The following is a 25,685-nucleotide window of genomic DNA, read 5'->3' on the forward strand; positions in this document are numbered from 1 at the left end:
GTTAAACGGAATAAAGGAGTAGTAATGGCTAAAATTCAGTATCCTAAGCCAATAGCCAAAGGTGACAAAATAGCCATTTGTGCTTTTTCCTCTGGTGTTGATGAATCATTTCATAAGCGATTAGATATAGTCCTTCAAGGTTTAACAGCGAAAGGGTTTACAATCATTGAAGGGGCATGCTTACGTCAAGAGCATAACCCTGCAAAGCAACGTGCAGAAGAATTAATGCAGTTTTTAACTGATGACTCGATTGCAGCGATTATGCCGCCATGGGGAGGCGATCTCACCATGGAGATTTTATCATTACTTGACTTTAACGCTATTAATAATGCTAAACCTAAATGGTTGGTTGGCTTTTCAGATATCAGCACCTTTGCATGTGCATTAACGACTCGTTGTGGTTGGGCGACTTTACACGCCGCAAACTTAATGCAAATTCATCCAGATGACACCGATCAGCATTTGCAAGATATATTTAATGCAATGGAGCTGGAAGAAAATCAGTGTTTACATCAAGTTGCTTCTCCTTTCTATCAAAAAGAGGCAATTGACTATAAAGCAAATCCAAATGCAAAATTTAATCTAAATGCACCGAGCCAATGGCGCTGTATTAACTATAAGGATAAACGTCAAATTGAAGTTTCTGGACGGCTTATTGGCGGCTGTTTAGACACGTTAGGGTTATTATTACCCTCAAATTACTATGCTTTGCATGAATTTAAAAAGCAGTATGCGCCAGAAGGTTTAGTTTTATATTTAGAGAATGCGGAACTTAGCCCGATGGCATTAGCTAGGTGTTTATTGTCTTTAAAGCTAAATGATGTGTTTACTGATGTTAACGCGGTGATATTTGGTCGCAGCCCTGCAATTAATAACGACTGCTACTTTGATGAATACCAAGCAATAGAGCTTGCATTTAAAGGCAATTTGTTCCCGGTTATCGTTGATGCCGATATTGGCCACGTAGCTCCTAATTTAGCACTAATAAATGGTGCTGTTGCCACAATAACGGCAGATTTGTATGAAGGTGTGGCGAGTAATGTCATGGTGAAAACTGACTTAAAATAAATATCACGCCGGTTTTACCGGCGCGATTGAAAGGCTTGTTACACGACTGTAATTACCGCATCTTTATCTAAACGCGATTTTGGTAATGCAGCGTTATAATCTTGCTCTGGCTCGTGATAACCAATAGCGAGTGCCACTTCACATACATAACCATCTAACTCATCAGCAAAAAGCTCACCAAGTAAGTCTTTATCTACGCCTTCCATTGGGGTTGAATCTATACCTAAACGAGCGACAGTATGCATGGTATTACCTAAAGCAATGTAAGTTTGAGCTTTTGTCCAATGTGCGTTAACTCCTTGCTCATCAGTATTTAAATCAACGAAAGCGAATGCGCCAAATGCTTGCTCTTTGTTTTCTGCTTTTGTACGACCATTGGCAATATCAGCATCGATTACCTTTTCATAATCAGCACGTTTATAGCTTGGGTTATAAGCAAATAAAATGGTGTGTGATGCTGTTTTAGCATGTAGTTGGTTAAACTGAAACTTATTTGCAAAACTATCATGCAAACGTTGCTTAGCTTGATCTGATTCGATGACTACAAATTTCCAAGGTTGAGAATTAATAGACGATGGCGATAAGCGTAATGCTTCTAAAATTACAGCTAAGTCTGCTTGGCTAATGTGCTTTGAAGCGTCGTAACGTTTACTTGTGTAACGGCGTTGTAAGTCAGAAATAATAGGGTGTGTCATGATTTGCTCCCGCATGTATAACAATTAGGTGCAGTTTACGCCTTGCATACTTTGCGATAAAGCGCATAATCGAATAAACATTATCAAAAAATTTTAGTTAATATGCTGGTTGAAGATCTCAAATTAATCCTCAAGGTTGCTGAGTTTCGCAGTATTACAACCGCGGCAGCAAAGTTAGACATGCGAGCCGCTACCGCCAGTGCGGCAATTAAACGTGTTGAAGCTGCGCTGGGTGCTGAGTTATTTGTTCGTACTACCCGTCATTTGCGCTTATCTGCGGCAGGAGAACGTTTTTTACCACAGTGTCAGCAAGCTGTGCTCATGCTAGAACAAGCGACACTTGCCTTAAAAGGTGAGCATGATGAAATCGAGGGCGAGTTAAGAGTTGCACTATCGTCAGATTTAGGCCGCAATATTATTATTCCTTGGTTAGATGAGTTACTCGATGAATATCCAAAGTTGAGCATGCGCCCGCATATTAGCGATAGTAATGTCGACTTTTACCGAGACTCCGTTGATTTCGCACTTAGGTATGGCTCGCCATCTGATTCTAACTTATATGGTTTTAAAATTTGTAATGTGCCACGACTGTTATGTGCAACCCCAGAGTACATTGCCGAATATGGCGCGCCAACACATCCTGATGAATTAACCCAGCATCAAGGTTTATTTTATCAACTGCAAGATATCATTAATAATGTCTGGGATTTTACCGATGGAACCGAACGTTTTAAGGTAAAAATGCAAGGCCGCCGAGCATCTAACGATGGTGACTTGGTAAGGCGTTGGTGTGTGGCTGGTAAAGGCCTAGCAGTAAAATCTTGTATTGATATCAGTGATGATCTATTAAGTGGGCGGGTAGTGCCAGTAATGCAAAATTACCCTCACTTATGTGCAGAGCTTTGGCTAATATGCCCAAGCCGTCAGTCAATAACACCCGCAGTTCGTTTAGTTCGTGATATATGCCGAGAAAAAACCAAGGCGATTCTCAATCAACTGATTGAAAAAGGGATTTTAGATAAGCGGGTACTCGATAACTAATTATTATAGGTATAGAGTAGCTGAGCTTGTTTATTGTAATTTCTCAATTGCTTGTTTGGCACTTTCACTGTCAGGGTTTAGTTTTAACGCACTTTTGTAACTTGCTAATGCCTTTTGTTTATCACCGGCAGCTAAATATGCTTCACCTAAACTGTCAAACGTATTTGCGGACTCTGGATAAGATTGATTGTTGAGTTCAAACACTGTTATTGCGGCGTCTAGCTCACCCATCTGCATTAATTCATAGCCAAAGTAGTTTAGCGACCTTTCTCTTGGCGTATTGTCATCACTCACCATTTGCTGATAGGTTTTCTTTAACCCTGCAATACCTTCATGTTTAAATGCGTTATAAAGTTTACTATCTGCATGCTCTGTCGCTTTTTCGTAGGGGTTGCCATAGTAGATTGCAAGTAAGCCATTAGTCATGGGAGTGAGTGGCGCACCACCGGTGTTATTTAAAATGATAACCAATAATTTGTCTTCGATTATCCTACTTATAAATGCATTAAAACCATTGATGCCACCGCCATGTTGAATACGTGTTAGGGGTTTTCCGTAGGTGCTTTTATCAAGGTTTGTTACTTCCCAACCAAGCGCATAATTTCTTTGCTCAGAAACTTGATACATCTGCCTCTTATACTCTTTGTTCAATAACTTATCCGAGTAAAGAGCTTGATCCCATTTTAGTAAATCTCGTGCTGTTGAATACATAGACCCAGCAGCATACGGGATAGACATATCTAAATAATCAGTATTGCTATAGCCTGCTAGGCCGTTGTCGTAACCCGATACGCGAAATTTAATGATTTTATTGTGAGAATCATAGCCTGTATCCTTCATATCGAGTGGATCTAAAATATTCTTCTGTAATACGTCTTGATATTTTTGACCTGTTACCTTTTCGATTACCGCGCCTAAAATAAAATAGCCAGAATTGCTATAACGAAATTCAGTGCCGGGCTCGAACACTAGATCATCACTACATAGTAAGCGAATAAATTCATCAACACTGTAGGGGTTTCGGCTGTACTCATCCCGAAACGATTTAGCTTGGGTATAATTACCAAGACCAGAGGTGTGATTAAGTATTTGGCGAAGAGTAATTTTAGTGGCTATATCATGTCTGTAGTCAGGTAGGTATTTTGCAAGGTGATCATCGAGTTTAAGTTTACCATCTTGTGCCAATTGCAGAATTAACATGGCGGTAAATTGTTTGGTAATTGAACCAACTCTAAATTTACTTTTATCACTATGCTTTATATCCCATTCAAAGTTGGCATAGCCAAAGCTTTGTTCAAACAGTACTTTTCCATCTTTTGCGACTAATACATTACCATTAAACTGCTTGTAGTCATGAAAGCCTTGGATAAAATCAGCCATCTCTTCCTGCATGTTTTGGCTGTGTGCAATGCTTGAAGTTGCGAGTAAATAAAAAACTACAAGCAACCTTAATTTCTTACAGAATATGTTCATTACTGTCCTTGTTATTTGTTGGTTACATTAACCTATGTAAAACCTCATTGCGCATGGCTTGATTGATAAGGCTTACCATTCTGGTGTGGTCTAAATTACTGTAATGCACTACAGATACACTCCCATTTTGAAGTGCTTGCCAATAACCAGCGGGGCTTATTGGATCTCCGTTGCTGAGATAGAGTGTTGTTCTAACTGATGGTTGTGTGTCATTGAGTAGGGTGATTAAATTTCTTCAATACCACTGTCTCAAATCACCTCTTCACAGTGATTTTCCCTTCCTCACAATAACTTAGCAATCAAGCAGTAATAATGCAATCGGATAATATATAAACAAGGATTATAAGAAGATTGTATTACCACCTAGCGGTAAATCCTCGATTATCTATGTGAACAAAACCACCGTGGTGAGAGGCGGGTTTATAGCGACCGATACCGCCGTTATAACGGCTCTGTTTTTGAAATTTTTCGAACACTTTATAAAGTACATCAACATCAGCAATCGTTAGTTTACCATCGCCATTTAAATCGTCCATTCGGCCATCGCCATTCTCATCTATATATAAGTCAAAGGCATCACCATATTGGTGTCGGCTGTGTTTGCCATTACCAATAGAGCGGTTGTAGTAGGGGGTTCGATAGCCACTAATAAAGGCAAATTTGCTGACTTTAATCCCTTCATTTTGTACAAACGTGAGTAACTCTTCTAGCATCATCAAGCCGTCGTTATTTATATATAAATATTTTGGAAAGTCACTCACTTGCTTACAAATTACATTTTTAATTTGTACATGAGGAGTAAGCTGGCGTGATAAGTCTTTTTCAAAAATTTCGATAAATCCGTTTGGCGCAGTGTACTGTGGGTAATTTTTATAAGGGGCAGGGTATAGCCCTATTTGGTAATTATTCAATTGTTTATTGTCTGAATTGAAAGTTTTTTTCACGATAATGAGCAAGTGTTTAGTGACTTTACCATTACTCAGTACTAGGTTGTAGAAACCCGCATTGTTGGGCGCATTTATGGCAATGCTGTTTGGTCCTAGTCGTGCTGTTTCAACATCTGAAACAGCAGTAGGAGTAAAATCAGCCGTGCTATCAAGAGTCAGAACTTGGTTTGCATCTAAAATTAAACTATGTAACGTGTCACTTAGCTCAATGGCTAGAGTCCGCTGGGCATTGATAACGAAAAATAGATAAAAAATAACACGGCTTAATTTCATAATTTTCCTTAAATTGAATTATTAGTTAATGGCGTAGTTAACTTTTTTAATAGTTCTGCATCGCGGTTATAAACATCGCTATAAAAATGAAGACCTTCCTGATCGTTCCCTGAGACAGTCCAGTACATTAATAGCACGTCTAATGGTTTAGATAAGCTAACTTTTTTAGTTTCTTTTGCGGCAATAGTGTCATCAATGTCACTGCGAGACCAATTATCTGAGGTTCCTAAGATTTTTTCAGCTAAGGTGAAAGGATCATCGACTCTTACACAACCATGACTAAATGCACGTTGGTCTTGCTGAAATAGGCTTTTTGCTGGAGTATCGTGCAAATAAATTGAGTATTTATTGGGAAACATAAATTTAATTTGGCCTAGCGAGTTATTCTCTGATGGTTGTTGTACAAACCAGTACGGAAAGTTCTTCCGGCTTGCATTTGCCCAATCAATACTCTCACTATCAACTGGGTTACGGCGGCTATCAACCACAACAAAGTCTTTTTCATTTAGGTAGTTAGGATTTTCTTTCATTTTTTTGATAATGCCACCTGAAATACTGCGTGGAACAGTCCAAGTTGGGTTCATCACGATATAACTCATTTGACCTTTAAAAATAGGCGTTTTTGTGTAATTTCGACCTACTACTACGTTGGTTTGCCATTTAAGCTTGTTATCTTCAAATAAATACAGCTTGTAACCAGCTATATTTACGATCAAAAAACGTTCTGTTAGCGTATTATCAACCCAGCGAATGCGTTCTAAATTAACTAAAATATCATTCACATATTCGCTGTAGTCTTTATTGAGAAGTTTTAAAGTTGCACCGCCAATAATACCATCGTCATCAACTTGATGAGCGTATTGAAATTTTTTGACAGCATCAACAAGTTCATCATCATACTCGGAAGCATCAGATAGGTTACCAGTATAATAATTTAAGCGATGTAGTTTTTGTTTTAAGAGCGGTACGGCTGGGTCTGTTTGACCCGGTTTGAGTGCTTTACTTTGCAAGGAAATTGCAGGTAGCTCACCTTTTGCATCAAGCTCTCGGTAAAATACTAGCGCTTTCTTTAACCTTTGATAATGGGGTAATACGGGCTTAAGGTTGTTTAATCCTTTATCAAGACTCTTAGATTTTACATGTTTGAGTAAAGAAGCTGCTGCAGCATCAGGGCTGACATCAAATTGTTCATAGTTCCATGTAGATGCTAGCTGTTTTGGGTTAACTTTACCGCGGATCAAATGTTTCGCATAGGTCATAATTGCGTCAGTCATTAGTACGTCAAACTGTGCCTCGGCTGCATCAGTGCCACGTTTATCGACTTCATCTATAAGTGCCAGTAATGTATCAAAGTGATAATCGTTGGGTGAAAGACCTTCAAGTTCTGACTGTGCGATTAAGTTGAGTACTTGCTTTGCATATTTAATGTCAGCCCAAACTTGCTCAAAGCCATTTGCCTTGTATGTGGCAATGGTCATTTCAGGGGAGTGGATCTGCTGTTCTTCAATGGTGTGTGATTCACCAATGAGAATAGGTTCAAGCTGTTGTTGCAAGTATTGGTTTTCGGCTAATACAGGTGTGCCTAATAAAAAACAACTAACCAAAGCCGTTTGACGAAAAAATTTCATAGCTATGTCCTTATAACGTATTAGGTTTGAGCCAGAGACTCATTTATTAAATGCTAATTTAAGCTTAGCAAAGCAATACAAAATATAGGAACAAATTTACTTATTTTTTAATAATAGTAATCCGTATTAATATTAAAAACAGAATACTTTACCTAGTGAGTAGATATAATACCAAGTAGTAACTCTTAGTTATTTTGATGAATTAAATCTATCGTTAAAAATTACTTATAACGACAGCATGAATACCAGAGCAATAGCAATGCAAGAACAACTCAATAACAAAGTTTTTGCCTTGTAATCAACGAGGTTTTATTGTTTCAAAATAGACCTGCTAATTAAGTGAATAGATATAAAAAACGCTTGGCAAACTACTTTGCCAAGCGTTAGGTTGGGATAGTGGAATATTATTAGTTACTACTTGTCTGTAACTCAGATTCAGTTGGTGTTTTTTTACCTTTCAGCTTACTTATTAGGCGTTTAAAGTCCTCAAGTGCAACGTACTGACATGGAATTAATATCAGTGTAATAACGGTCGCAAATAACACACCAAAAGCAAGTGAAACGGCCATTGGAATAACTATTTTAGCCTGTAAGCTTGTTTCCATAATGATTGGTAATACACCAATGAATGTGGTGATTGAGGTTAATAAAATAGCTCTAAAACGTCGGCCACCAGCCTGCATCACAGCCTCTTTAATTGCTACACCTTCAGCGCGAGCTTTATTAACAAAGTCGACCATTACTAGCGAGTCATTTACTACAACCCCGGCAACTGCGATGATACCGAATACCGATAGGCTACTCATCGTCATACCTAAGATCATGTGACCGAACATCGCACCAATTACGCCAAATGGAATAACCGACATAATAATGAATGGTTGCGAGTATGAGCGTAGTGGAATAGCAAGTAACGCAAAGATAATCATCATTGATAAAGCAAAATCACGTACTTGCTCTGCGACACTGTCCATTTCTTCTTGAATACGGCCAGCTACATTACTTTCTACACCTGGGTAACTTTTCAATAGGCTAGGTAAGTAGTCGTCACGAATTTCTTTAGCAATGGCAAACGGCTCTGCTTGGTCAGTATTTACCGCAGCCCATACGTTTACGGTACGTTTAGCATTTTCACGGCGAATGCGGTTTACGCCATCAACAATATTAACCTTAGCGACTTCAGCAAGCGGCACTTCAACGCCAGTGGGTGTAATGATACGTGCATCTGTAATGTCACTTACTGCATCACGAGATTCACGAGGGTAGCGGATCATTACTTTAATTTCTTCACCATCACGTAAAATACGTTGTGCTTCAAGGCCGTAGTAACTAAAGCTGACTTGTGATGCCACATCCGATAGCGTTAAGCCTAAGCTGTAAGCAAGCGGTTTAAGTTCAAGTTGTACTTCATCGGTTGCTGATTGTAGTGAGTCATTAACATCACCCACACCTTCCATGCTATTTAATTTCTCTTTTAACTTAGCCGCAACCTCTTTTAGCTTGTTGATATCTTTGCCTTCAAGGCGGAAGCTCACATCGCCGTCATCACGACCTCCGTTCATGATACTATCTTCAATATTAAGTGTTTTCACACCCGGTAATGGTGGCATTTGTTCGCGCCACATAGCACTTAATTGGAATGTATCAATAGGGCGTAAATCGGGTTCAACTAAAATTGCCATGATACGAGCACTTGTACGACCGCGTAAACTAACCGATAAGTCGCGGATCATTGCTTGACCATATTGCTCTTCAAGTTGTTTATCGACATCTAAAATCAGCTTCTCAATAGTTTGTGCTGTTTCAAGAGTTGCTTGCTCAGATGAAGATAGGTTCATTTCAACAGAGATACGAGGGAAATCATGCGGAATTTTAGGGTTCGCAACAAATTTCACTAAACCACCCGCAAACATACCGCCACTGACAATAAGTACACAGATAAAACCAACAATCACGGTGTAGCGATAGTGAATACAGTGACCAATAAATGGAGTGTAGTAATTATCAACAAAGTTCTTGAGGCCTTTATCCATACCTAAGCGTAAACGGTGTAACGGGTTTTTAGGATTTGCAGGTTTATTTTTCATAGCCGCTAAGTGAGCCGGTAAAATTAGTTTTGACTCAATCAATGAGAAAATTAAGCAAAGGATAATTACACCACCAATGGCTTTAGAAAACGCAGAGCCAGGGCCTGATGCCAATGTTTGCGGTAAGAATGCGGCAATTGTGGTTAACACCCCAAAGGTTGCTGGAATCGCAACGCGTTTTACGCCGCGTACTACGTTATCGAGACTGTGACCGTGTTTTTCAATTTCAGCACTGGCTGACTCACCAACCACGATGGCGTCATCAACCACAATCCCCAGCACCAGTATAAATGCGAATAAAGAAGCTAAGTTAACTGTGATGTCTATAAAGCCCAGAGGCATCATTAAAAATGCACCTAGGAATGACACAGGTAAACCCATCATGACCCAAAATGCTAAGCGCAGTGGCAAGAATAGGGCAAGTACCACCATTACTAAAATACCACCCCACACCATGTTGTCGATCATCATGTTTAGACGACCTTCAAGGTAGTAAGTTAAATCAACAATCGGTGATAGTTTTACACCAGCAGGAAGCTGTGGCGCTTTATCTGCAAGGTATTTTTTTAATACCGCAGCAACTTTAGTGATGTCTTGATCTTTTGATGCATTTACTTCAAAAGTCAGTGAATTTTTGCCGTTGTACTTAGAGTATTGTAAGCCTTCTTCAAAGCCATCGTTAATTGTTGCTACATCACCTAATAACACCTGTGCGCCATCAGGTAGGTGTAATAAAGGCAGATTTTCGAACTCTTTGCCACGATATGCTTGGTTTTCGACACGCATCGAAATGTAGCCATTTTCAGAGCGAATTTGACCCGCTGACATATTGGCAGAGAAGCTACGCACGGCTGTGGCAATATCACGGAAAGTTAAACCATACTCACGTAGTTTATCTGGGCTGATTTCAATGCCAATTTCGTAGTTTAAGCCACTGTAAAAGTTGACCAAGTTTATTTGTGGTAAAGCTTGTAGCTCATCTTTTATATCGTTACCAAGCTCTTTGAGCTGGTAGTTACTCATATCGCCATACAAAGCGAGTATCATGACTTCTTGCTCAAACTTTTCGCGGCGAACAATAGGGCGTTCCATCTCAGCAGGGAAGGTATTGATTGAATCAACCTGCATCTTGATTTCGTCGAGTACTTCTTGCGGGTCGTATTTTTCTTCGATTTCTATCCAAGCTTGTGAAAAGCCACGGTTTGAATAAGTAATTAAACGTTTAATGCCTTCGAGGCCCTCTAAAGACTCTTCGACCTTAATGGTTATACCTTCTTCTACCTCTTGTGGCGCAGCCCCAGGGTAGACAGCTTGAATACTGATCCAGTTACTTTCAAACTGTGGGAACATTTGCTTACGCACCGACATTGCTGTCAATAAGCCGCCCACTAAAATGAAGATCATAAGTAGGTTTGCAGCAACTGGGTTGCGAGCAAACCAGGCAATAAGCCCTTTTTCTCTGTGCGTGGTCATGGCTTATTCCTCTTTTAACGCTAACTGCGTTGTTGGCACACTTAGTTTTGCATTATCTAGCTTGACTGCCATGCCTTCAGTTGGGTATTCAAGAGCAGAGGTAATAAGTTGTTCACCATTAGCAAGGCCATTATCGGCGATTACCATGCCATTTTGTTCGCGCACTATGTTAAGTGTTTTAAAAGTAAGGGTTTCTCCATCTTGTAAAACGGCTACTTTATTGTCTTTAACTAAGTGATGCGGAACAACAATTGCGTTGTCTAATGCACGGCCTTCAATGGTGGCATTAATGTACGAGCCAAAACGCAGAGGTTGCTTTTGCTCATAAGGCGTTGCTACTTGTGCTACTAGGTAATTCATACGGCTGCGTTGGTCAACAACCCCTTCGCTACGAACAATAGTCGCTTGCCACGTTGTTTGTTTACCTGCAAATTCAGCGTTAATTGATACGTTAGCACCAATACCTTGATTGTTTAGGTATTGTAGGTCTTTATCTGCAACAGGTAAGCGAATTTCAGCCAGTGATGTTGAGCTTAGGCTACCAAAGCTATTGCCTGGGTTTACTACACTGCCTAAACTAATTAGTCGCTCGTCAATAATCGCATCGTATGGCGCTTTAATGTAAGTGCGCTCTAGGTTGCGTTTGGCGCGTTTAACACTGGCTTGTGCTGCACGGTAGTTTGCAAGTTTTTCCGCAAGTTGAGGTTTACGTAAATAAAGCTCAGAAGGGATAACTTGGTTTGAGTCACCTTTGATGCGGTCCCACTCAGCTTGTGCAACAGAGACTTGTGCGCGTTCAATTTCAAGAGCAGAGCTTGCTTGCGCTAGACCTGCTTCTGCTTCAATGAGTGCCGCTTCGTAATCATTTGGGTCAATACGTGCTAGAATGTCGCCTTGCTTAACAAATCCACCTTGTACAAATTGATCTGATAACGACACAACCTGACCACTCACTTGCGCAACAAGTTCAGTTTGGTTTTTAGGTTTAACAATACCGTATGATTTTACATCGAGTGTTACAGCATCAAAACTTAAAGGTTTAATTGATACAAGCGGACGCGTATCTTGTTCTGGTTTTTCTGCTGGCGGCTGCTTCATTGAAGCAAATGCGAATGCCATTCCTAGTCCGCCGACTAATACGGCGATTGGGAGAATGATTTGTTTTTTACTAGCCACGGGATAGTCCCTCACGGTTGACGGTAATTAAAAATAAATTTGATAGGCTAAGCATACGCAATAAAGTGTTTACAAGGCGTTTGAAGATGTAACAAACCATTACACATATTACAAAGGCACTAAAAAGGTTCTATAAGAGGTACTTAATGACAAATAAAATGGCATGTAGATTAGGCTGTGGCGCCTGTTGTATTGCACCCAGTATTAGCTCACCGATCCCAGGAATGCCCAACGGCAAAGCGGCGGGAGAGCGCTGTATTCAACTTGATGATAATAACCTATGTAAATTATTTGGTGATGAATCAAGGCCTAAGGTGTGTAGTGACTTTTCTGCCACTATTGATGTGTGTGGCACCACTAACGAACAAGCGCTTTATTTAATTACTGAACTTGAGCAAATGACATAATATATACCTATTCCTCAACATACTAAGTCTTGTTACCTTAATTAAACGGTAGGAATATGTTATTGAGGAACAAAATGACAAAAGCCGAAAAGGATTTGTATTTATGGAGTCGATATTTTAGGTGGTGTTTAAAAGCTCTACCATGGATGATATTAGGAGGATTTCCTTTACAGGCATCTTTTACATGGCATTCTTTATCACTTGATCCAACCAATCTGATTAACTGGGTGGAGTTTAGAGATGTTTTTTCATTACCAATCAATTTTGCAGCGGCTGCAATAGCAATTACTACTTTAGTTGGTCTTTATCACCGCTCTTTACAATTGGCTGTGCAGTTAGAAAAAGTTGAGCAACAGTTGATTATTTCAAATAATCAGTTCAAAAAGTCTGAACAACAATTTTTACTCTCTCAAAATCAACTTAAAATAGCTCAGGAACAGTACAAACTAAATCAAAAGAAAGAGAGCTTTGCGCTTTTTGTAGAACATAAAAAGTACATAAAAAATGTTTTCGAAGAAATATTTGAAAAATATAAGCTAAGTAAAAATGAAGATAATATATTTCAATTGAGTGTATTTCATGACGTTTTATATAAATCTTTATTCCCTTCAAACTCCACTAATGAAATTTTAGATTTAGATATAGAATCAAACTCTTTTAAATTAAAAGAAAATTTGAAAGCTCTAAATACGGTTTTACTTTATATTGATAAAGAAAAGGGAAATATTAAGCCTGGAATTTTTATTGATGCTATACTTTCAAACTTAGGTTATTTTGGGATTGCCTTTAACACTGGCGTAATAAAAAAATATTATCAAACATATGATGATTTAGATAGTTTTGGGCTGTATTTGTTTTTTGATGAGTTGGCAACAGTGACTCTTTGTTTCATAAAGGTTTCAAAATCTAAAGCTATCGCGCGTAAAAATAGAGCGCAATGCTCAGAGTTATCTCAATATTACTATTCGAAATATCAACAAGAGCTTCAGAAGTAAGTTTTCATTTATAACACTTTTGAATTGAATGGTATTAATACTCGCCACCGCCGGGAGAAAGGGTTTCTAAATAAATAATTATAATTGCTCTTTCATCTTTATGAGTTTAACGTTAAAAAATGACATTAGTTTAAAGGATTAAATAATGGTCAATTGTATTTCAGCTTTTCTATGCTTTATCTGTTTTCTTTTGCCTATCACATGTAATTCTTCACCTATAGAGACAGTAACAGTTGATGTAACTATGGGCTATAACAATGGCTATTATGGGGACTCGATAGATGATTCAGAAAGCCTTTTTGATGATATGCTTGTTTTCATTAATGGTGATTTTGTCGGTGAAATGGTTGATACGGTTAATATCACACTCAATGTTGACCCAACTATAGAAAATAGAATTTCGTTAATTGGCAAGGTGTCTTCATTTGGTGAGGTGACTTTAACTGAAGAAAACTACCAAACTAATTCAGTGTATATTCCCCTTAATGAAAATCATGGCTATGCTGAGTGGGCAAATATGTCTGTCTCCAGTATTACAGAAAATATGATTGATAAAAACTTCTCGAGTTTTGACATTTCGTTCTCACATAATAAATTACCGATAGATATAGATGAAAATCCCTCTTTTATCATTGATTTAGCCAGAGTTGACGGTAGAGAAATAAATCTAGAAAAACAATCATCTGTTGATATATCACATTATTTCCATGTTGTGGATGGCATACTTACACCTAAGTCTTTCGAGGAGTTTAAATCATTTTTTAGTTCAAGGGCTATATTTGGCGAACTCACTTTAATGGTTTCTGCTAGAGGTAAAAAAGTGAACGTTGATTATTTTGGAGAAGTTAATTTCTATTTGAATAATTATAGGTTAGATGGAAAACTGACCGCTCCAACTTCAAATAGTAATGTTGCAGTTGGTAATGTTGAAATCACCTTCTCTTATTTTTTAAATAGAAAAAAACTGTTTAAAAAAGTAGTTACCGATGAATATGGCTTTTTTAGTATAAAATTACCCCACGCTAATTTGTCATTTTTAGCTAAGAATTTTTATGAAAATACAGAGTATATTTTAAAAGGAGAAATCTCCGCTGAGCAGTCACGCAGTAACATTAATTTTAACCTTATGACCGCGGGCGATAAAAATGTCAAGGCTTCAAATTACCCGAAGGGTAAGATAGTTATTAAAAAGCCTTCTATATATGAACCAAGCTATTACCATTTGCTTAATAGTAATCGAAGAAGTCATTTTATAGATGCTTGTAGAATGAAGAATCATGACCATGGATATATTTTTAAGTGTGTGGATATCATCCAGCCTTAACTCTATGCTAACGGCCGCCAAACTCAGAGATTAAGTGAGCTTGTTATCAGCTTATATGCATTCTTCATAGAGTAACAATTTTTGGAATATTAATTGTGATGCCTAATTCTAAAATACTAATAAAAAATGTTTCGGAGATTGAAACTTATGATGTTATTGCATCGGAATCGAGCCTAAATATAGCCCTTTACGAACAAGTTCTAAAAGATTATTGGCATGAGGTTATAGCAGATGCGCAAAGCGCAGGTACTGAAATTTGGGATGGGCAGTATTATCGATTAGAAAATATCGATGAAATACAACAAGGTTCATTGCAATTAAAGCTGAGCACTATCTCATATTCTACAATTCGCTCTTTAATGAAATTAAGCAAACAGCAGAGCCTAGCGAGTTGCTACTTTCCATACCATATAAATACAGGGGCGTTAATTTCGACAAGTGATGACTTTTTTGTGTTTGGTCAAAAATCAACAAAGTCAGACACTTATTTTCTTGACCTTATTGGCGGTGGCCTTCAAAGGGATGAGTTAGAAGTAAAGCAGGCTGTTGATATTAAAAAGAATATACTAAAAGAAGCATTTGAAGAAGCGAATATATCGAGCTCAATGATTGATTGGGTAGACCTTAATTCATTTCTTCTAACTAATACGATGAGTGTCGTTATAGTTTTTAATATCAAACTAAATGTAGATAAAGGCCAGTTGTTAAAATCATTCGAAGCTCGAGTTGAAAATGAGCTTTCGGGCTTACAATTTTTTGATCAACAAAGTGTGAATGAATTTAGCCACAAAGAAAATATCCTTTCTTATTTGAGCTTAGTACCTCAGCTTGTGAGTAATTTTTAGCTAGATAATATTATTTATGAATAGTAATAATGCCAGTCAATTGACTGGCATTATTGTTTTTACTTACCACGTATAGGTAGCACTTAGCGTATATTGTTCGCCGCGACCTGGGGTACCCGGTACTTCTTCGAATGATTCATCCCAAATATTGTCAGCTGCAAAGGTAACAAACACATTATCAAACTGGGCAGGTGTGAATTTTAGCGTTAACTGTGTAAAGAAGGCTTCATCATCAGAGCTACGTAGGCGGTTACTATGTTGTTTACGCCATTCGTTATCGATACGTAGCTCAAGCACATCCATTGGCTGCCATATTGCGCCCAGTGTTACACGGTGATCAGGGTAGTTCAGTGCATAAAAGCTCGCATCAATATCTGCCATACCATAGTCTTCTGACTTTTCTAAATAGGTGTAGCTGGCAATCAACTTAATGCTTTCAAACGATTTATTTGCTAAAAACTCAACACCGAAGGTGTCTATATCAACCGGGTTTGCAAAACGAGCTGAGGTTGCATCAAAGCGATATGTCCAATCCGTAAGGTTTTTATCTTTGCGGTAGAAAATAGCTGAATCTAAACGCCACGAAGACTGTTCAATCAGTAAACCTAGTTCAAGGTTATCGGTGGTTTCGCGCTCAAGGCTGTAGTTACTTCTGAATAATCCGCCCGTTTCACTGCCGCCGATTGCAGTATAACCAGGAACTTGTGTTGCCTCGGCGTATGACGCATACCAAGTATGTTCACTGCCATTTTGATTAGCTACTTTAAGGCTGGCATCGGCAATAAATGAGGTAGCTGAACTATCACGGTTAGTATCATCAAATGCAGCACCAATACGAATAGTAAGCTCTTTGTTAGCTGCAAGGGCCGCCTTGTACTCAGGTAAGATACTGAGCTTAGTGTAATTGCATGACGTAAAGTTGTTTTCAAGAGACGTTGATTCAATTTCATCAGCAATAAATTGCCCTGCATAATTAATAGCATAGCGGTTATTTAAGCGGTGACGCCCAGAGAGTGCCAATGACTTAACCGTGGTTTCATGAAACGCTTCAAAAATAGCTGGGTTTTCACGAGATAATACATAATGGTCGTTATGTTTGCGATAATAACCAGTCACTTCAAGGCTATTGCCCTTACCATAAATTTGCTTGTGATTGAGCATGAAAAGCTTGGTTTCAAGATCTTCGGTTTCGTTAAAATTAAATGGTGTGTAAAGGTTTGGCCAACCAAAAAACTTCTCTTGGCGTCCAAACATAAAATCAGTTTGCGAGGTAGAGCTTGCAAGTTGAATACGCGCTGAGGCACGTTCAAAGTCGTGATCGCCATTCTCAATTGAGCCATCACTTTTTGAGTGCGAGTATTCACCCTCAAAACCTAATCGCCAATCTGGTTTACTATCCAGCTTTTGGCTCTGGGCAGCATGAATGCTTTGTAAATTAAAGCCATTCGTACCTGTGCCAAGTGAAACGCTGCCAGTGCTTGTGATAGGGCGCCAGCCAAATGAAACCGTGCCAACCGAGCTATTCATACCGTAAAGAGCATTATCAGCACCTGTAAGCACTGAAGGGCCTGTTAGCATTTGTGGTGCAATCGGAATTTCAGCAAAGTAGTGACCAGATTGAGGGTCAAATAACGTACTGCTACCAACACGAAAGCCAGTATTTTCAAAGATACCACCACGAATGGTTACATCAGCTTGTGCTTCAGCCATATTACGTGATTGCAAATCAACACGCGGGTCATACTCTAAATTTGATACCGGCGCATCAAAGGTACCAACAGGCTCTTTATTTGCGGTTGCTGAAACTTCAACGGTGATTTGTTCAATGTTGTTAGTGTCTTCTGCTAGCACTGAGCAAGTGACGAATAAAGCGGGAAGTGTAAGCTGTACTGCGCGTACCATCTAAAATTCTCTTGATTATTTTGTTTAATCTGGGGTAGTGGGCTAGTTAGGCGCACTGAAAATTGCGGGTATTGTATCTGAATCACTGAGTTATACCACTCCAACCAGATTTCAGCAGGCAATAAAAAACCGCGCTAATTGCGCGGTCTTTTTACTAAAACGGTGTTTAGTTTTGATTAATAGATTGCGGTGGGAAGTTACTTAGAATGTTAGCAACGGTTTCATTGATAACTTCAGTGCGCTTTTCAGGTGATTGATTCTTTTGCAAACGACCTTCTTTAGCGCCACGCCAAACTAACTGGTTAGAAGCGCGGTCAACTACGTCTAAAATTAATGTACCCACTTCGTATTCGCGAGTCGTTGTTTGCGTGTTATAACCCATGCCCCAGTAATTCCAGCGTGCACCGTAACCTACGTTGAAGGTATCTACATCAATTTTTGTATCAACTGACGCATGATAGTTAATCAGTACATCTGCTTGTGCCATATCAACAAGCTTCATACCGCTTTTTTCAAGTTCAGCATTAACGGCTTCACGAACACGTTTTTCCATTAAAGGGCTAATTTGGTAGTTCGCTACGTTTTTAGTTAAGCTCGCATTAGGTACCCAAGAGAAGGTTTTATAATTACTAAAATCTGTTGATTTGTCGTAATCCCAGTCAGGCGTTTTAGCACAGGCCGCTAAAAATAATACAGCCGTCGCGATTAATAAGTTCTTCATATTGTTTGCTCCTTGGCAAATTTCCACTACTTGATTGATAACATAACATAAAAATAATTCAACGGAATGATTATTTAAAAACTATGGCACATTTACAAAAAAGTACTGTAATAGTTTGTAATAAATACCCAAACCACCTCAAGATGCGAGTTTCAGTTGGAATTAAAAGCGATTTAGGCAAGGCATTGATTGCAAGTAATAGTGGTTCTATTGTTAAAATCAATAACGCAGTATAAATCGCTTTTAAAGCAACCCTTTGGGCGCTTCTCAGGCACTTACTCTCATCGTTGTTACTTCTTAAAAGGGACTGCCATTGTTGCAAAGTAACGCCTTGATATTAAGCACCTGTGAAACGCTGAATTCTGCATCTTGAGGTGGCTTGGGTATAATTATCCTTGACTGAATCAATGATTAATTTTCGGATTAAATGCTGTGCTTGAGCTCTATCTAGCTCTTTCGTCCAGAAAGTTTTGCGAACTATTTATAGTTATTTTGACTTATAAAGCACGATGTAAGAGAAAAAAGGTGAACTTTTTAAACGACAATAAAAAACCGTGCTAGGCGCACGGTTTTTCAACTAAAACAGAATTTAGATGTTATCAGCTTTTTGTGGTGGGAAGCTACTAAGAATATCTGCAACTGTATCTACGATTGCGTCAGTGCGCTCTTGTGGCGACTGTTTCTTTTTTAAACGACCTTCTTTAGCTCCACGCCAAACAAGTTGATTTGATGATTTGTCAACAACATCTAAAATCAATGTGCCAACATCATATTCATTCGTAACAGTATACGTATTGTGGCCAACACCCCAATAGTTATACCCCATGTTCATTGTTTGAACATTAATTTTGGTATCAACCGATGCATGGTAGTTTAAAAGTACATCAGCTTGTGCCATATCAACTAACTTCATGCCATTTTTTTCAAGCTGAGCATTTACGGCCTCACGCACACGTTTTTCCGTTAAAGGACTAATTTGATAGTTTACTACGTTTTCAGTTAGGCTCGCATTAGGTACCCATGAGAAGGTTTTATAATTACTAAAATCTGCTGATTTGTCGTAATCCAAACTAGGTGTCTTAGCACAGGCCACTAAAAGTAAAACTGTTGATGCGATTAATAAGTTTTTCATCTTGATTGCTCCTTGGCAAAATTTCCATCATTTAAATAAATAACATAAAACAGTAATAATTCAACTAAATGATTTACGGTAAATTTACAAAAGAGTCAGTAATAGTTTGTAATAAATACCCAAACCACCTCAAAGTGCGAGTTTCAGTTGGGATTAAAAGCGATTTAGGCAAGGCATTGATTGCAAGTAATAGTAAAATCAATAACGCAGTATAAATCGCTTTTAAAGCAACCCTTTGGGCGCTTCTCAGGCACTTACTCTCATCGTTGTTACTTCTTAAAAGGGACTGCCATTGTTGCAAAGTAACGCCTTGATATTAAGCACCTGTGAAACGCTGAATGCTGCATCTTGAGGTGGCTTGGGTATAACCATCCTTGATTAAAGCAATGATTAATTTTTGCAATTAAGCACTGTGTTCAACTTCTATCCAGTCTTTTTCATCAACCCAGTTTTGCGCACCATCTTTCACTGTACGAATTGGGACGATGTAATCACAGCTGACTTGTGGTTTAACAGAGGCAAAAATCGGCACAAAGCCAAAGCTAAGAGCGGTTTCGATAATTGCTTTTTGGTTTTGTGGGTCGATATCAGCTGCTTCATCGATATAAATCGGAATACGATACAGATTTTGCTCTTGATCACTTAATAAATAACGAATAAATAGCATGCCACAAAGTAGCTTAATGGTGATACGAGTACCGTTAGAGCCGGCTGAATCTATTTTTTCGAAGTGTTCAGTTTCACCGGCACGATTTACTACTTCAAATCGAATATCAAATAAGTCGGTCAGTGTTAAACCTGCTTTTTCTGAGGCAAGTTTAATTAAATGATCTTTCGCTTCGTTTACCGCAGACTCGCTATAAGGCTCTTGACTTAATAGGTCTAGGGTATCGCCTTGCTCAAACTGGTTTGAGGTACTGATAATGGTATCAATGCTATCAACTAACATCTTGCGCGGAATAACATTAATTTTGAATGCTTGAAGGTTAGAGATCCGATGCTGACTAATGCCTTTATTAAAGCTGTTCATTTCGCGGCGTAGGCGATCTAGGTCTTCGCGCAAGCCTTTAATGGTGGCGGCTACTTCGGTTAACGCAACTCGGCCTTGACGCTCAACAGCATCGCGCTCGTTATCAATGTTATGAAACGCGCTAATAAGCTTTTCGTATTTAGTAAATTCATCGTTTTCGTTATCAAACTTAGTAATACCCGCATTATAAATATGCATGTAGGTGTTACGTACGTTGATATCAAAGTTGCGTAGTTCTTGGCAGTCTTTGTTAAAGTGATGAATAAGATCACTTAAATTATCAAAATCAATACTGATTTCAATCATGTATGGCGTCACTTTACCTGAATAAAAATCAAGCGTGTGATCAATACGTTCTGATTTAACTTGGCGTAAACGGTCAGCTTGGCGTGCAAGCAGATCTTTTTTCGACTTGATAATCGAACGACGGTCGCTGATTGAGCCACTGTTCTTTTGAATGTCTTGCAGGTAGTCGTCAACTTGTTCGCGCTCTGCATTTAATTGCTCTTTTAGTAGAGTTTGTGCATCGACAGATTGCTGCATCACTTCAAATTGTTCAAAGCGTTTTAATGCTTCTTCAGAGGCCATTAGCTCATCATATAGGGCATCTTTTTCTTTTTGCTTTTCGGCGACATTAGCAGCGACTTCACGCTGCTGTTTAAACTCTTTCAGTGAGTTTTCAAGAGCAGCGAGTTGCGCGGTTAATTGCTCTTTATTTTCGCCCGTTTGCATTTGCACTGGGCTTAGCTTTTTAAGTTTAATCGTCGCGCCAGGAAGAGTTAGTACACCGCCTTTAACATTGGCCGATAACTGCTCTAAGAACTCACCAAAGGCATCTTCGTCTGTGATCTCAACATCACCATTGCTGGTGGTGGCAAACGATAAGATATCAGGGTTTAGAATACGCGAAATCTCTTCAACTTCTTTTAAAGATAAATCTTCACGCATACGGGTGAATAAATTGAACTCAAGGTTCTTCAGCTGTAATTTTAAGCTCTTAATTTGCTTTTGTGTTTCGCTAATACGGTAATCAAGCGTGTGTAAGCTTTGACCTTGGGCACTGCTTAATGAATGCGATAGCGATTCATAATCTTGTTTAAGCTGCGTAAGGCTTACTTTTAGGGTGGCTTTATTAACCAATTCAAACTCAGATTTAAGCGCTCGATAGTCTAAAAACCATTGTTCAATTTGAGTTTGTTTACGTTCAATATCACGGGATTGCTGAATATACAGCTGCTGCTTTTGTTCGAACTCATGCTTTTCGTGTTCGATATCTTCAAGGGCAATATTTAGCTCAGATAGTTGCTCTTGTTGATAGGTTTCAAAGTCAATCAGTGCTTGGTCAATTTTTGGCGCATAGGCAGCAAGCTTACCTTTTAAAACTGTTTGGTTTTCAAGCATAGATTCAAGAGCTGCGATAGGCTCTTGCATTGACTCAAGGGCTTTTAGTTCACGTTTAGCGCGATTCACTTTATCAAATGAACGTCGCCACACTTCATAAAAGTCGACCCGTGAGTTTGACATATGACGCTCAAATACACGTAGCATAAAGCGCTTAACATCACTGGCACCTAACTTATGCAAGTTAAGAATACGGCGGAAAATTTCTTTGTAAATCGCTGAGTCTTGCACGTTATTGAGGGGGATCATCTTTAAGTTGATATCGCCATCAAACGGCGTTGCGCCGCCAGTGAGTAGGGCGTTTAGCTCTTGCGCTTTTAATTCGATTGGATTGAAACCTTGCTCTTTTAAGTGATTAAAAAGCTTGGTGAATTTTACAATGGTCTTGCCTTGAGTGTAGTGCTCTAGGTTTAACTTACCTTGGTAGCAAAAAAACTGATGCGCATATCCGGCAATTTTACCAAGGCCAGCAACACCAATCACCACAGGGCCATTAGGTAGGTCAGCTTCGAGTAAAATATAGGATTGATCTGACGAAAAGTAGAACTTTCGGGTTTCATCTAAGTCGTGGCCATCCCATTCTGTTAAACGTAAATCATTAATCAGTGGAAATTGCAGGGCATTAATCACCGAGCTTTTACCGGTATTATTTGGTGCACAGATTGAGCTACTTTTATCCAGCGGGATCACGCATTTTGCATAGCCTGCGGTATTTAAAAGCGCAAGTTTGCTGAGTCCGTAAAGGCTTTGGCTTTGCATTATTCGTCATCTCCTAGGTAGGTTTCTTCGTTTACTTCCATTAATGCATCGATATAACGATAAATTGGCGCTTGCAGCATAAAGCCGTTTTCTACTTCGCGCGCAAGACCTAAACGTACCATACGTAGGTAAACGTCTTTGCGTAAATCTGAGCCTGAGAAGATTTCTAATTGATCAAACAGGTGCTTGTTGATTTGCACTAAGGTTTGCATCAGTTCTAGGTCGTTTACTTCATCAAACAAGGCACGCATTGGATCTTTACCGGTATTGGCATAGTGCTCAATCAAGATGTAGATAGTTAGTGCGATGGCACGCGAAATTTTACCCATGTTTGGGGTGCTTTCGTCGCTACCAAAATAGTAAAAGCCACGGCTATCGTGTTGTAAGTCATGGCCAAGGGCGTTAAATAACGCGCGATAAGCATCAATGTGTTGGTCAAGCTCTTGCCACATAAGCGTGTCTTGCTCACTAATGTGGTAGCCTGATGTGAGCTTTTTATTTATAGCTTGCAGATGCGTTAAATCATCTAAATTAATATCTGTCATGGTTATTGCTCTGTTGCTTTTTTATCGTCAGCAATCGATGAGTTAAATGGGTAAAGAGAGAAGTGTTGCTGGGCAATTTTTATTTTTACTTTCTCTTGGCTTTGGCTAATCTCAAGGTCGCCATCGCTAATTAGTTTTTGATACAAGAACAGCATTTCGTCAGCCTCAAGATCTGGGTAGCTTTCATCTAAAAAACTAAGGAGTGGCTGAGCTTTTTTGCTGGCTTTTTTAAAGCGTTTTTTAAATTGGGTTTTAACATCGTTGTAATCAGGAATATGCGGACTTTGATACGCAGGTACATCATCCTGTTCAGGAAGCTGATATTCATCGTGCTCAAAGTCGACTAAGCCTGCCATATAGGCCACGATATGACGTTGCTGACCAAGTGAAAAACGCTGTGCGTCGGAGACAAAATTAGGCTGTACCGCACTTAACATGTTATCGACGCCATTTTTACGCACTAAACCAAGCACTTTAGCCGCTTGGCGAGTAATTAGGTTATTGCGGCGTAATTCTTCACGCAGCGGCATCAGCATATCGGCGCTTTTACGTAAGCTTTCACGACCAACTAAATGCATTTCTAAAATACGGGTACGTAATTGTTCAAGCATGCGCTTGTCTTGATATGACTTACCTAGGCGGTCAATTTGCTCTATTTGCGTGCTAATTTGCGATTCGATGGTATGAAAGCAAGCATGAAAATCACCACGAATATCAACCATTTCAAGCATAGGTTCAATGTATTCATCGAACGCTTCAATGACTGCTTGATAGCGCTTTTGCAAAGATTGCACTGCGTTGTTAGCTTTGGCTTGCTCAACAATATTTAAAATTGCGTTTTCATTATGGGCAAACAATTTCATTATTTTGCGAACCCGATCATCCATAATGCGGCTAAAGCGGCGTAGCTCGTCGTAATCTTCAATTTCACCCGCTTTAGCAAGGCGGTTACCAAGACGAGCAAGGTCATCAACGAGCACACTAATTTCTTGGGCAAGACCTAGGTGTTCTTCTTGCAGCAAGAAAGTCGCAAAATCGGCGATCGCGCGGTTGATTTCTAACTGCGATGACTTAGCCAGTGGGATAATGATGTCTTGATTCAATAAACGATTTGTTTCTTTATAAATGCGTTCATTTGACCAAGTGGGTTGTTTTTGTTTTATCGCATTTTGTACGTCTTTCAAGCTGAAATCAGCCATTTTAAAACGTTTAAATAATAGTTCTAACACCCCCCAATGCTCTGTAAGGGTATTTAATAACTTTTTAGCTGGGATCATAAGGCTCCAGTAAATTCAGACTTTGGTGTTAGCGATTAGTAGTAAATTATGTAATTGAGAATAGTTTTATGCTGTCGATGCTGCTAGAATCCGCGCCGAAACACTCGTCTTACAATTTTTACATTATTATAAAGGTTGTTCAAACACCATGGTAACCCCACTTATCCTAACCCTGATAGCGGTGGCATTTTTGCTTATCGTTATAGAGGATATTATCCATGTTAACAAGGCCAAAACGACGCTTTTTTTTGGTACTTTATGCTGGATTATCTTATTTATCTCTCCGATTCATGGGCAAAGCCCAGAAACCATACAACATCAACTGGATCACAATATATTAGAAATCGCGACTTTGTGGCTATTTTTAATGGCTGCGATGACCTTTGTAGCGTATTTAAACTCTAAAGGCTTTATCCAGAATATTGTGCATAAAATTATGCCAAATCAAATCAGTGAACGAAAGCTGATGTTTTTGATTGGTGGTTTTGCGTTTTTATTTTCATCGATATCAGACAACATAACGGCAACTTTAATCTCGCTTGCGGTAGTGATGTCACTGAAGTTAGATCCTAAAAAATTAATAAAATACGCAACCTTAATTGTATTCAGTGTTAACTCGGGTGGGGTGTCGTTGATCACGGGTGATGTTACAACGCTAATGATTTTCTTAGATGAAAAAGTCACCATTGCTAACTTGTTATTATTAATTGTACCTGCACTTGCAAGTGTTGCATTGTTAGCGGCAATGTTATCGGTGGGTATGTCGGGTAATGTGGTATTTGAAAAGCAAACGGCTCGTCGTATTGAAAAAACCGATATTACCATTGCGGTTATCTTCTTCTCGACGATTATTGCTACGTTAACGCTGAGCGTACTTTATAGTGTGCCACCGCTATTAACCTTTTTATTTGGTTTATCACTGATGTTTTTGGTTGCGCAATTTTTAATGCGCAAAAAAGATGTGAACAAAAAAATCATTGATTATATTCGTGAAATTGAGTACGACACCTTATTGTTCTTCGTGGGTGTGTTATTGCTGGTTGGCGCATTAAAAGAAGTTGGCATGCTTGCTAAATTTACTCACCTTTATGAATTGATGGCGCCTGAATATGCCAACTACTTGATGGGGCTATTATCAGCGGCGGTAGATAACGTACCTCTAACTGCAGCACTCTTGAAAGCTGATATTGTGATGAGCCCTCAGCAATGGCTGTCGTTTACTTACGCAACTGGGGTAGGTGGTTCAATGCTTATAATCGGCTCTGCGGCAGGTATTATTGCCATGAGTAAGGTCAAAGCACTGACCTTTATGAGCTATCTTAAAATGTCGGTTTATTTATTAATTGCTTATACCGTTGGTTATTACGGTTCGCACTTAGCGGGCAGTTTAATTTCATAAAACAACTTGACAGCTAGACGTCTAAACGTTAACTTTCGAAGCCTGCTTTTAACAGCAGGCTTTGTTATTTTAACCAGGTGTTAACTT

The 25,685-nt window shown here is 39.0% G+C and carries 19 protein-coding genes; 7 read left to right on the forward strand and 12 right to left on the reverse strand.

Annotation, left to right across the window (positions count from 1 at the left end; genetic code table 11):
* Positions 1–24: 24 nt before the first annotated feature.
* The gene (locus QL229_RS09715; RefSeq protein WP_138557655.1) at positions 25–1,068 is read left to right on the forward strand and encodes a S66 peptidase family protein; all 1,044 of its coding nucleotides are present in this window, start codon (positions 25–27) and stop codon (positions 1,066–1,068) included.
* Between the two features lie 38 nt (positions 1,069–1,106).
* Here QL229_RS09715 and QL229_RS09720 read toward each other — a convergent pair whose 3' ends face one another.
* On the reverse strand, positions 1,107–1,763 hold the full coding sequence (locus tag QL229_RS09720) for a nitroreductase family protein (RefSeq protein WP_235382330.1): 657 nt from the start codon (positions 1,761–1,763) through the stop codon (positions 1,107–1,109).
* 102 nt (positions 1,764–1,865) lie between these two features.
* On the opposite strand from QL229_RS09720, the gene QL229_RS09725 reads away from it, so the two are divergent.
* Positions 1,866–2,804, forward strand: a complete 939-nt coding sequence (locus QL229_RS09725; protein ID WP_138557653.1) for a LysR family transcriptional regulator — start codon at positions 1,866–1,868, stop codon at positions 2,802–2,804.
* A 30-nt stretch (positions 2,805–2,834) separates the two neighbouring features.
* On the opposite strand, the gene QL229_RS09730 is transcribed toward QL229_RS09725, so the two are convergent.
* From QL229_RS09730 to QL229_RS09750, 5 genes are all read right to left on the reverse strand, one after another.
* The gene (locus QL229_RS09730) at positions 2,835–4,184 is read right to left on the reverse strand and encodes a serine hydrolase (RefSeq protein WP_281546811.1); all 1,350 of its coding nucleotides are present in this window, start codon (positions 4,182–4,184) and stop codon (positions 2,835–2,837) included.
* Between the two features lie 449 nt (positions 4,185–4,633).
* Complete coding sequence (locus QL229_RS09735; RefSeq protein ID WP_281546812.1) at positions 4,634–5,497, reverse strand: D-Ala-D-Ala carboxypeptidase family metallohydrolase; 864 nt, start codon at positions 5,495–5,497, stop codon at positions 4,634–4,636.
* A gap of 8 nt (positions 5,498–5,505) precedes the next feature.
* Positions 5,506–7,125: a L,D-transpeptidase family protein gene (locus QL229_RS09740; protein WP_281546813.1), complete on the reverse strand. Its 1,620-nt coding sequence runs from the start codon at positions 7,123–7,125 to the stop codon at positions 5,506–5,508.
* Positions 7,126–7,532: 407 nt separating this feature from the next.
* Positions 7,533–10,685: an efflux RND transporter permease subunit gene (locus tag QL229_RS09745; protein WP_281546814.1), complete on the reverse strand. Its 3,153-nt coding sequence runs from the start codon at positions 10,683–10,685 to the stop codon at positions 7,533–7,535.
* Between the two features lie 3 nt (positions 10,686–10,688).
* Positions 10,689–11,861 (reverse strand): efflux RND transporter periplasmic adaptor subunit, encoded by a 1,173-nt coding sequence (locus tag QL229_RS09750; protein WP_199527689.1) that lies wholly within the window; start codon positions 11,859–11,861, stop codon positions 10,689–10,691.
* A gap of 158 nt (positions 11,862–12,019) precedes the next feature.
* Between QL229_RS09750 and QL229_RS09755 the strand changes: the two genes are divergently transcribed.
* The 4 genes from QL229_RS09755 to QL229_RS09770 all read left to right on the forward strand — a co-directional run bounded on the left by QL229_RS09755 (position 12,020) and on the right by QL229_RS09770 (position 15,432).
* The gene (locus tag QL229_RS09755; protein ID WP_054562006.1) at positions 12,020–12,268 is read left to right on the forward strand and encodes a YkgJ family cysteine cluster protein; all 249 of its coding nucleotides are present in this window, start codon (positions 12,020–12,022) and stop codon (positions 12,266–12,268) included.
* 74 nt (positions 12,269–12,342) lie between these two features.
* A complete protein-coding gene (locus QL229_RS09760; RefSeq protein ID WP_281546815.1) occupies positions 12,343–13,263 on the forward strand; it encodes a hypothetical protein in 921 nt (306 codons plus the stop codon).
* Between the two features lie 145 nt (positions 13,264–13,408).
* Positions 13,409–14,587, forward strand: a complete 1,179-nt coding sequence (locus QL229_RS09765) for a hypothetical protein (protein ID WP_281546816.1) — start codon at positions 13,409–13,411, stop codon at positions 14,585–14,587.
* 95 nt (positions 14,588–14,682) lie between these two features.
* Entirely contained in the window at positions 14,683–15,432 is a 750-nt protein-coding gene (locus QL229_RS09770; protein WP_281546817.1) for a hypothetical protein, read from the forward strand.
* A gap of 63 nt (positions 15,433–15,495) precedes the next feature.
* Here QL229_RS09770 and QL229_RS09775 read toward each other — a convergent pair whose 3' ends face one another.
* From QL229_RS09775 to QL229_RS09800, 6 genes are all read right to left on the reverse strand, one after another.
* Complete coding sequence (locus QL229_RS09775) at positions 15,496–17,334, reverse strand: TonB-dependent receptor (protein WP_281546818.1); 1,839 nt, start codon at positions 17,332–17,334, stop codon at positions 15,496–15,498.
* A gap of 166 nt (positions 17,335–17,500) precedes the next feature.
* Positions 17,501–18,055 carry a DUF4136 domain-containing protein gene (locus tag QL229_RS09780; RefSeq protein WP_281546819.1) on the reverse strand — a complete coding sequence of 185 codons (555 nt, stop codon included), beginning with the start codon at positions 18,053–18,055 and terminating at the stop codon, positions 17,501–17,503.
* Positions 18,056–18,644: 589 nt separating this feature from the next.
* Positions 18,645–19,187, reverse strand: coding sequence for a DUF4136 domain-containing protein (locus tag QL229_RS09785; RefSeq protein ID WP_138557226.1), 543 nt, complete (start codon positions 19,185–19,187; stop codon positions 18,645–18,647).
* A gap of 403 nt (positions 19,188–19,590) precedes the next feature.
* Entirely contained in the window at positions 19,591–22,377 is a 2,787-nt protein-coding gene (locus QL229_RS09790; RefSeq protein WP_138558566.1) for an ATPase, read from the reverse strand.
* Complete coding sequence (locus QL229_RS09795; RefSeq protein WP_063705788.1) at positions 22,377–22,922, reverse strand: hypothetical protein; 546 nt, start codon at positions 22,920–22,922, stop codon at positions 22,377–22,379. Before QL229_RS09795 ends, QL229_RS09790 begins: the two co-directional genes overlap by 1 nt.
* 2 nt (positions 22,923–22,924) lie before the next feature.
* Positions 22,925–24,199 carry a hypothetical protein gene (locus QL229_RS09800; RefSeq protein WP_138558565.1) on the reverse strand — a complete coding sequence of 425 codons (1,275 nt, stop codon included), beginning with the start codon at positions 24,197–24,199 and terminating at the stop codon, positions 22,925–22,927.
* A 148-nt stretch (positions 24,200–24,347) separates the two neighbouring features.
* Here QL229_RS09800 and nhaD point away from each other — a divergent pair, with 148 nt between their 5' ends.
* Positions 24,348–25,598: a sodium:proton antiporter NhaD gene (gene nhaD, locus QL229_RS09805; protein ID WP_138558564.1), complete on the forward strand. Its 1,251-nt coding sequence runs from the start codon at positions 24,348–24,350 to the stop codon at positions 25,596–25,598.
* Positions 25,599–25,685: the final 87 nt, after the last annotated feature.

The sequence above is a fragment of the Pseudoalteromonas sp. PAR1 genome (genome assembly GCF_947311895.1).
Lineage (GTDB): Bacteria > Pseudomonadota > Gammaproteobacteria > Enterobacterales > Alteromonadaceae > Pseudoalteromonas > Pseudoalteromonas lipolytica_C.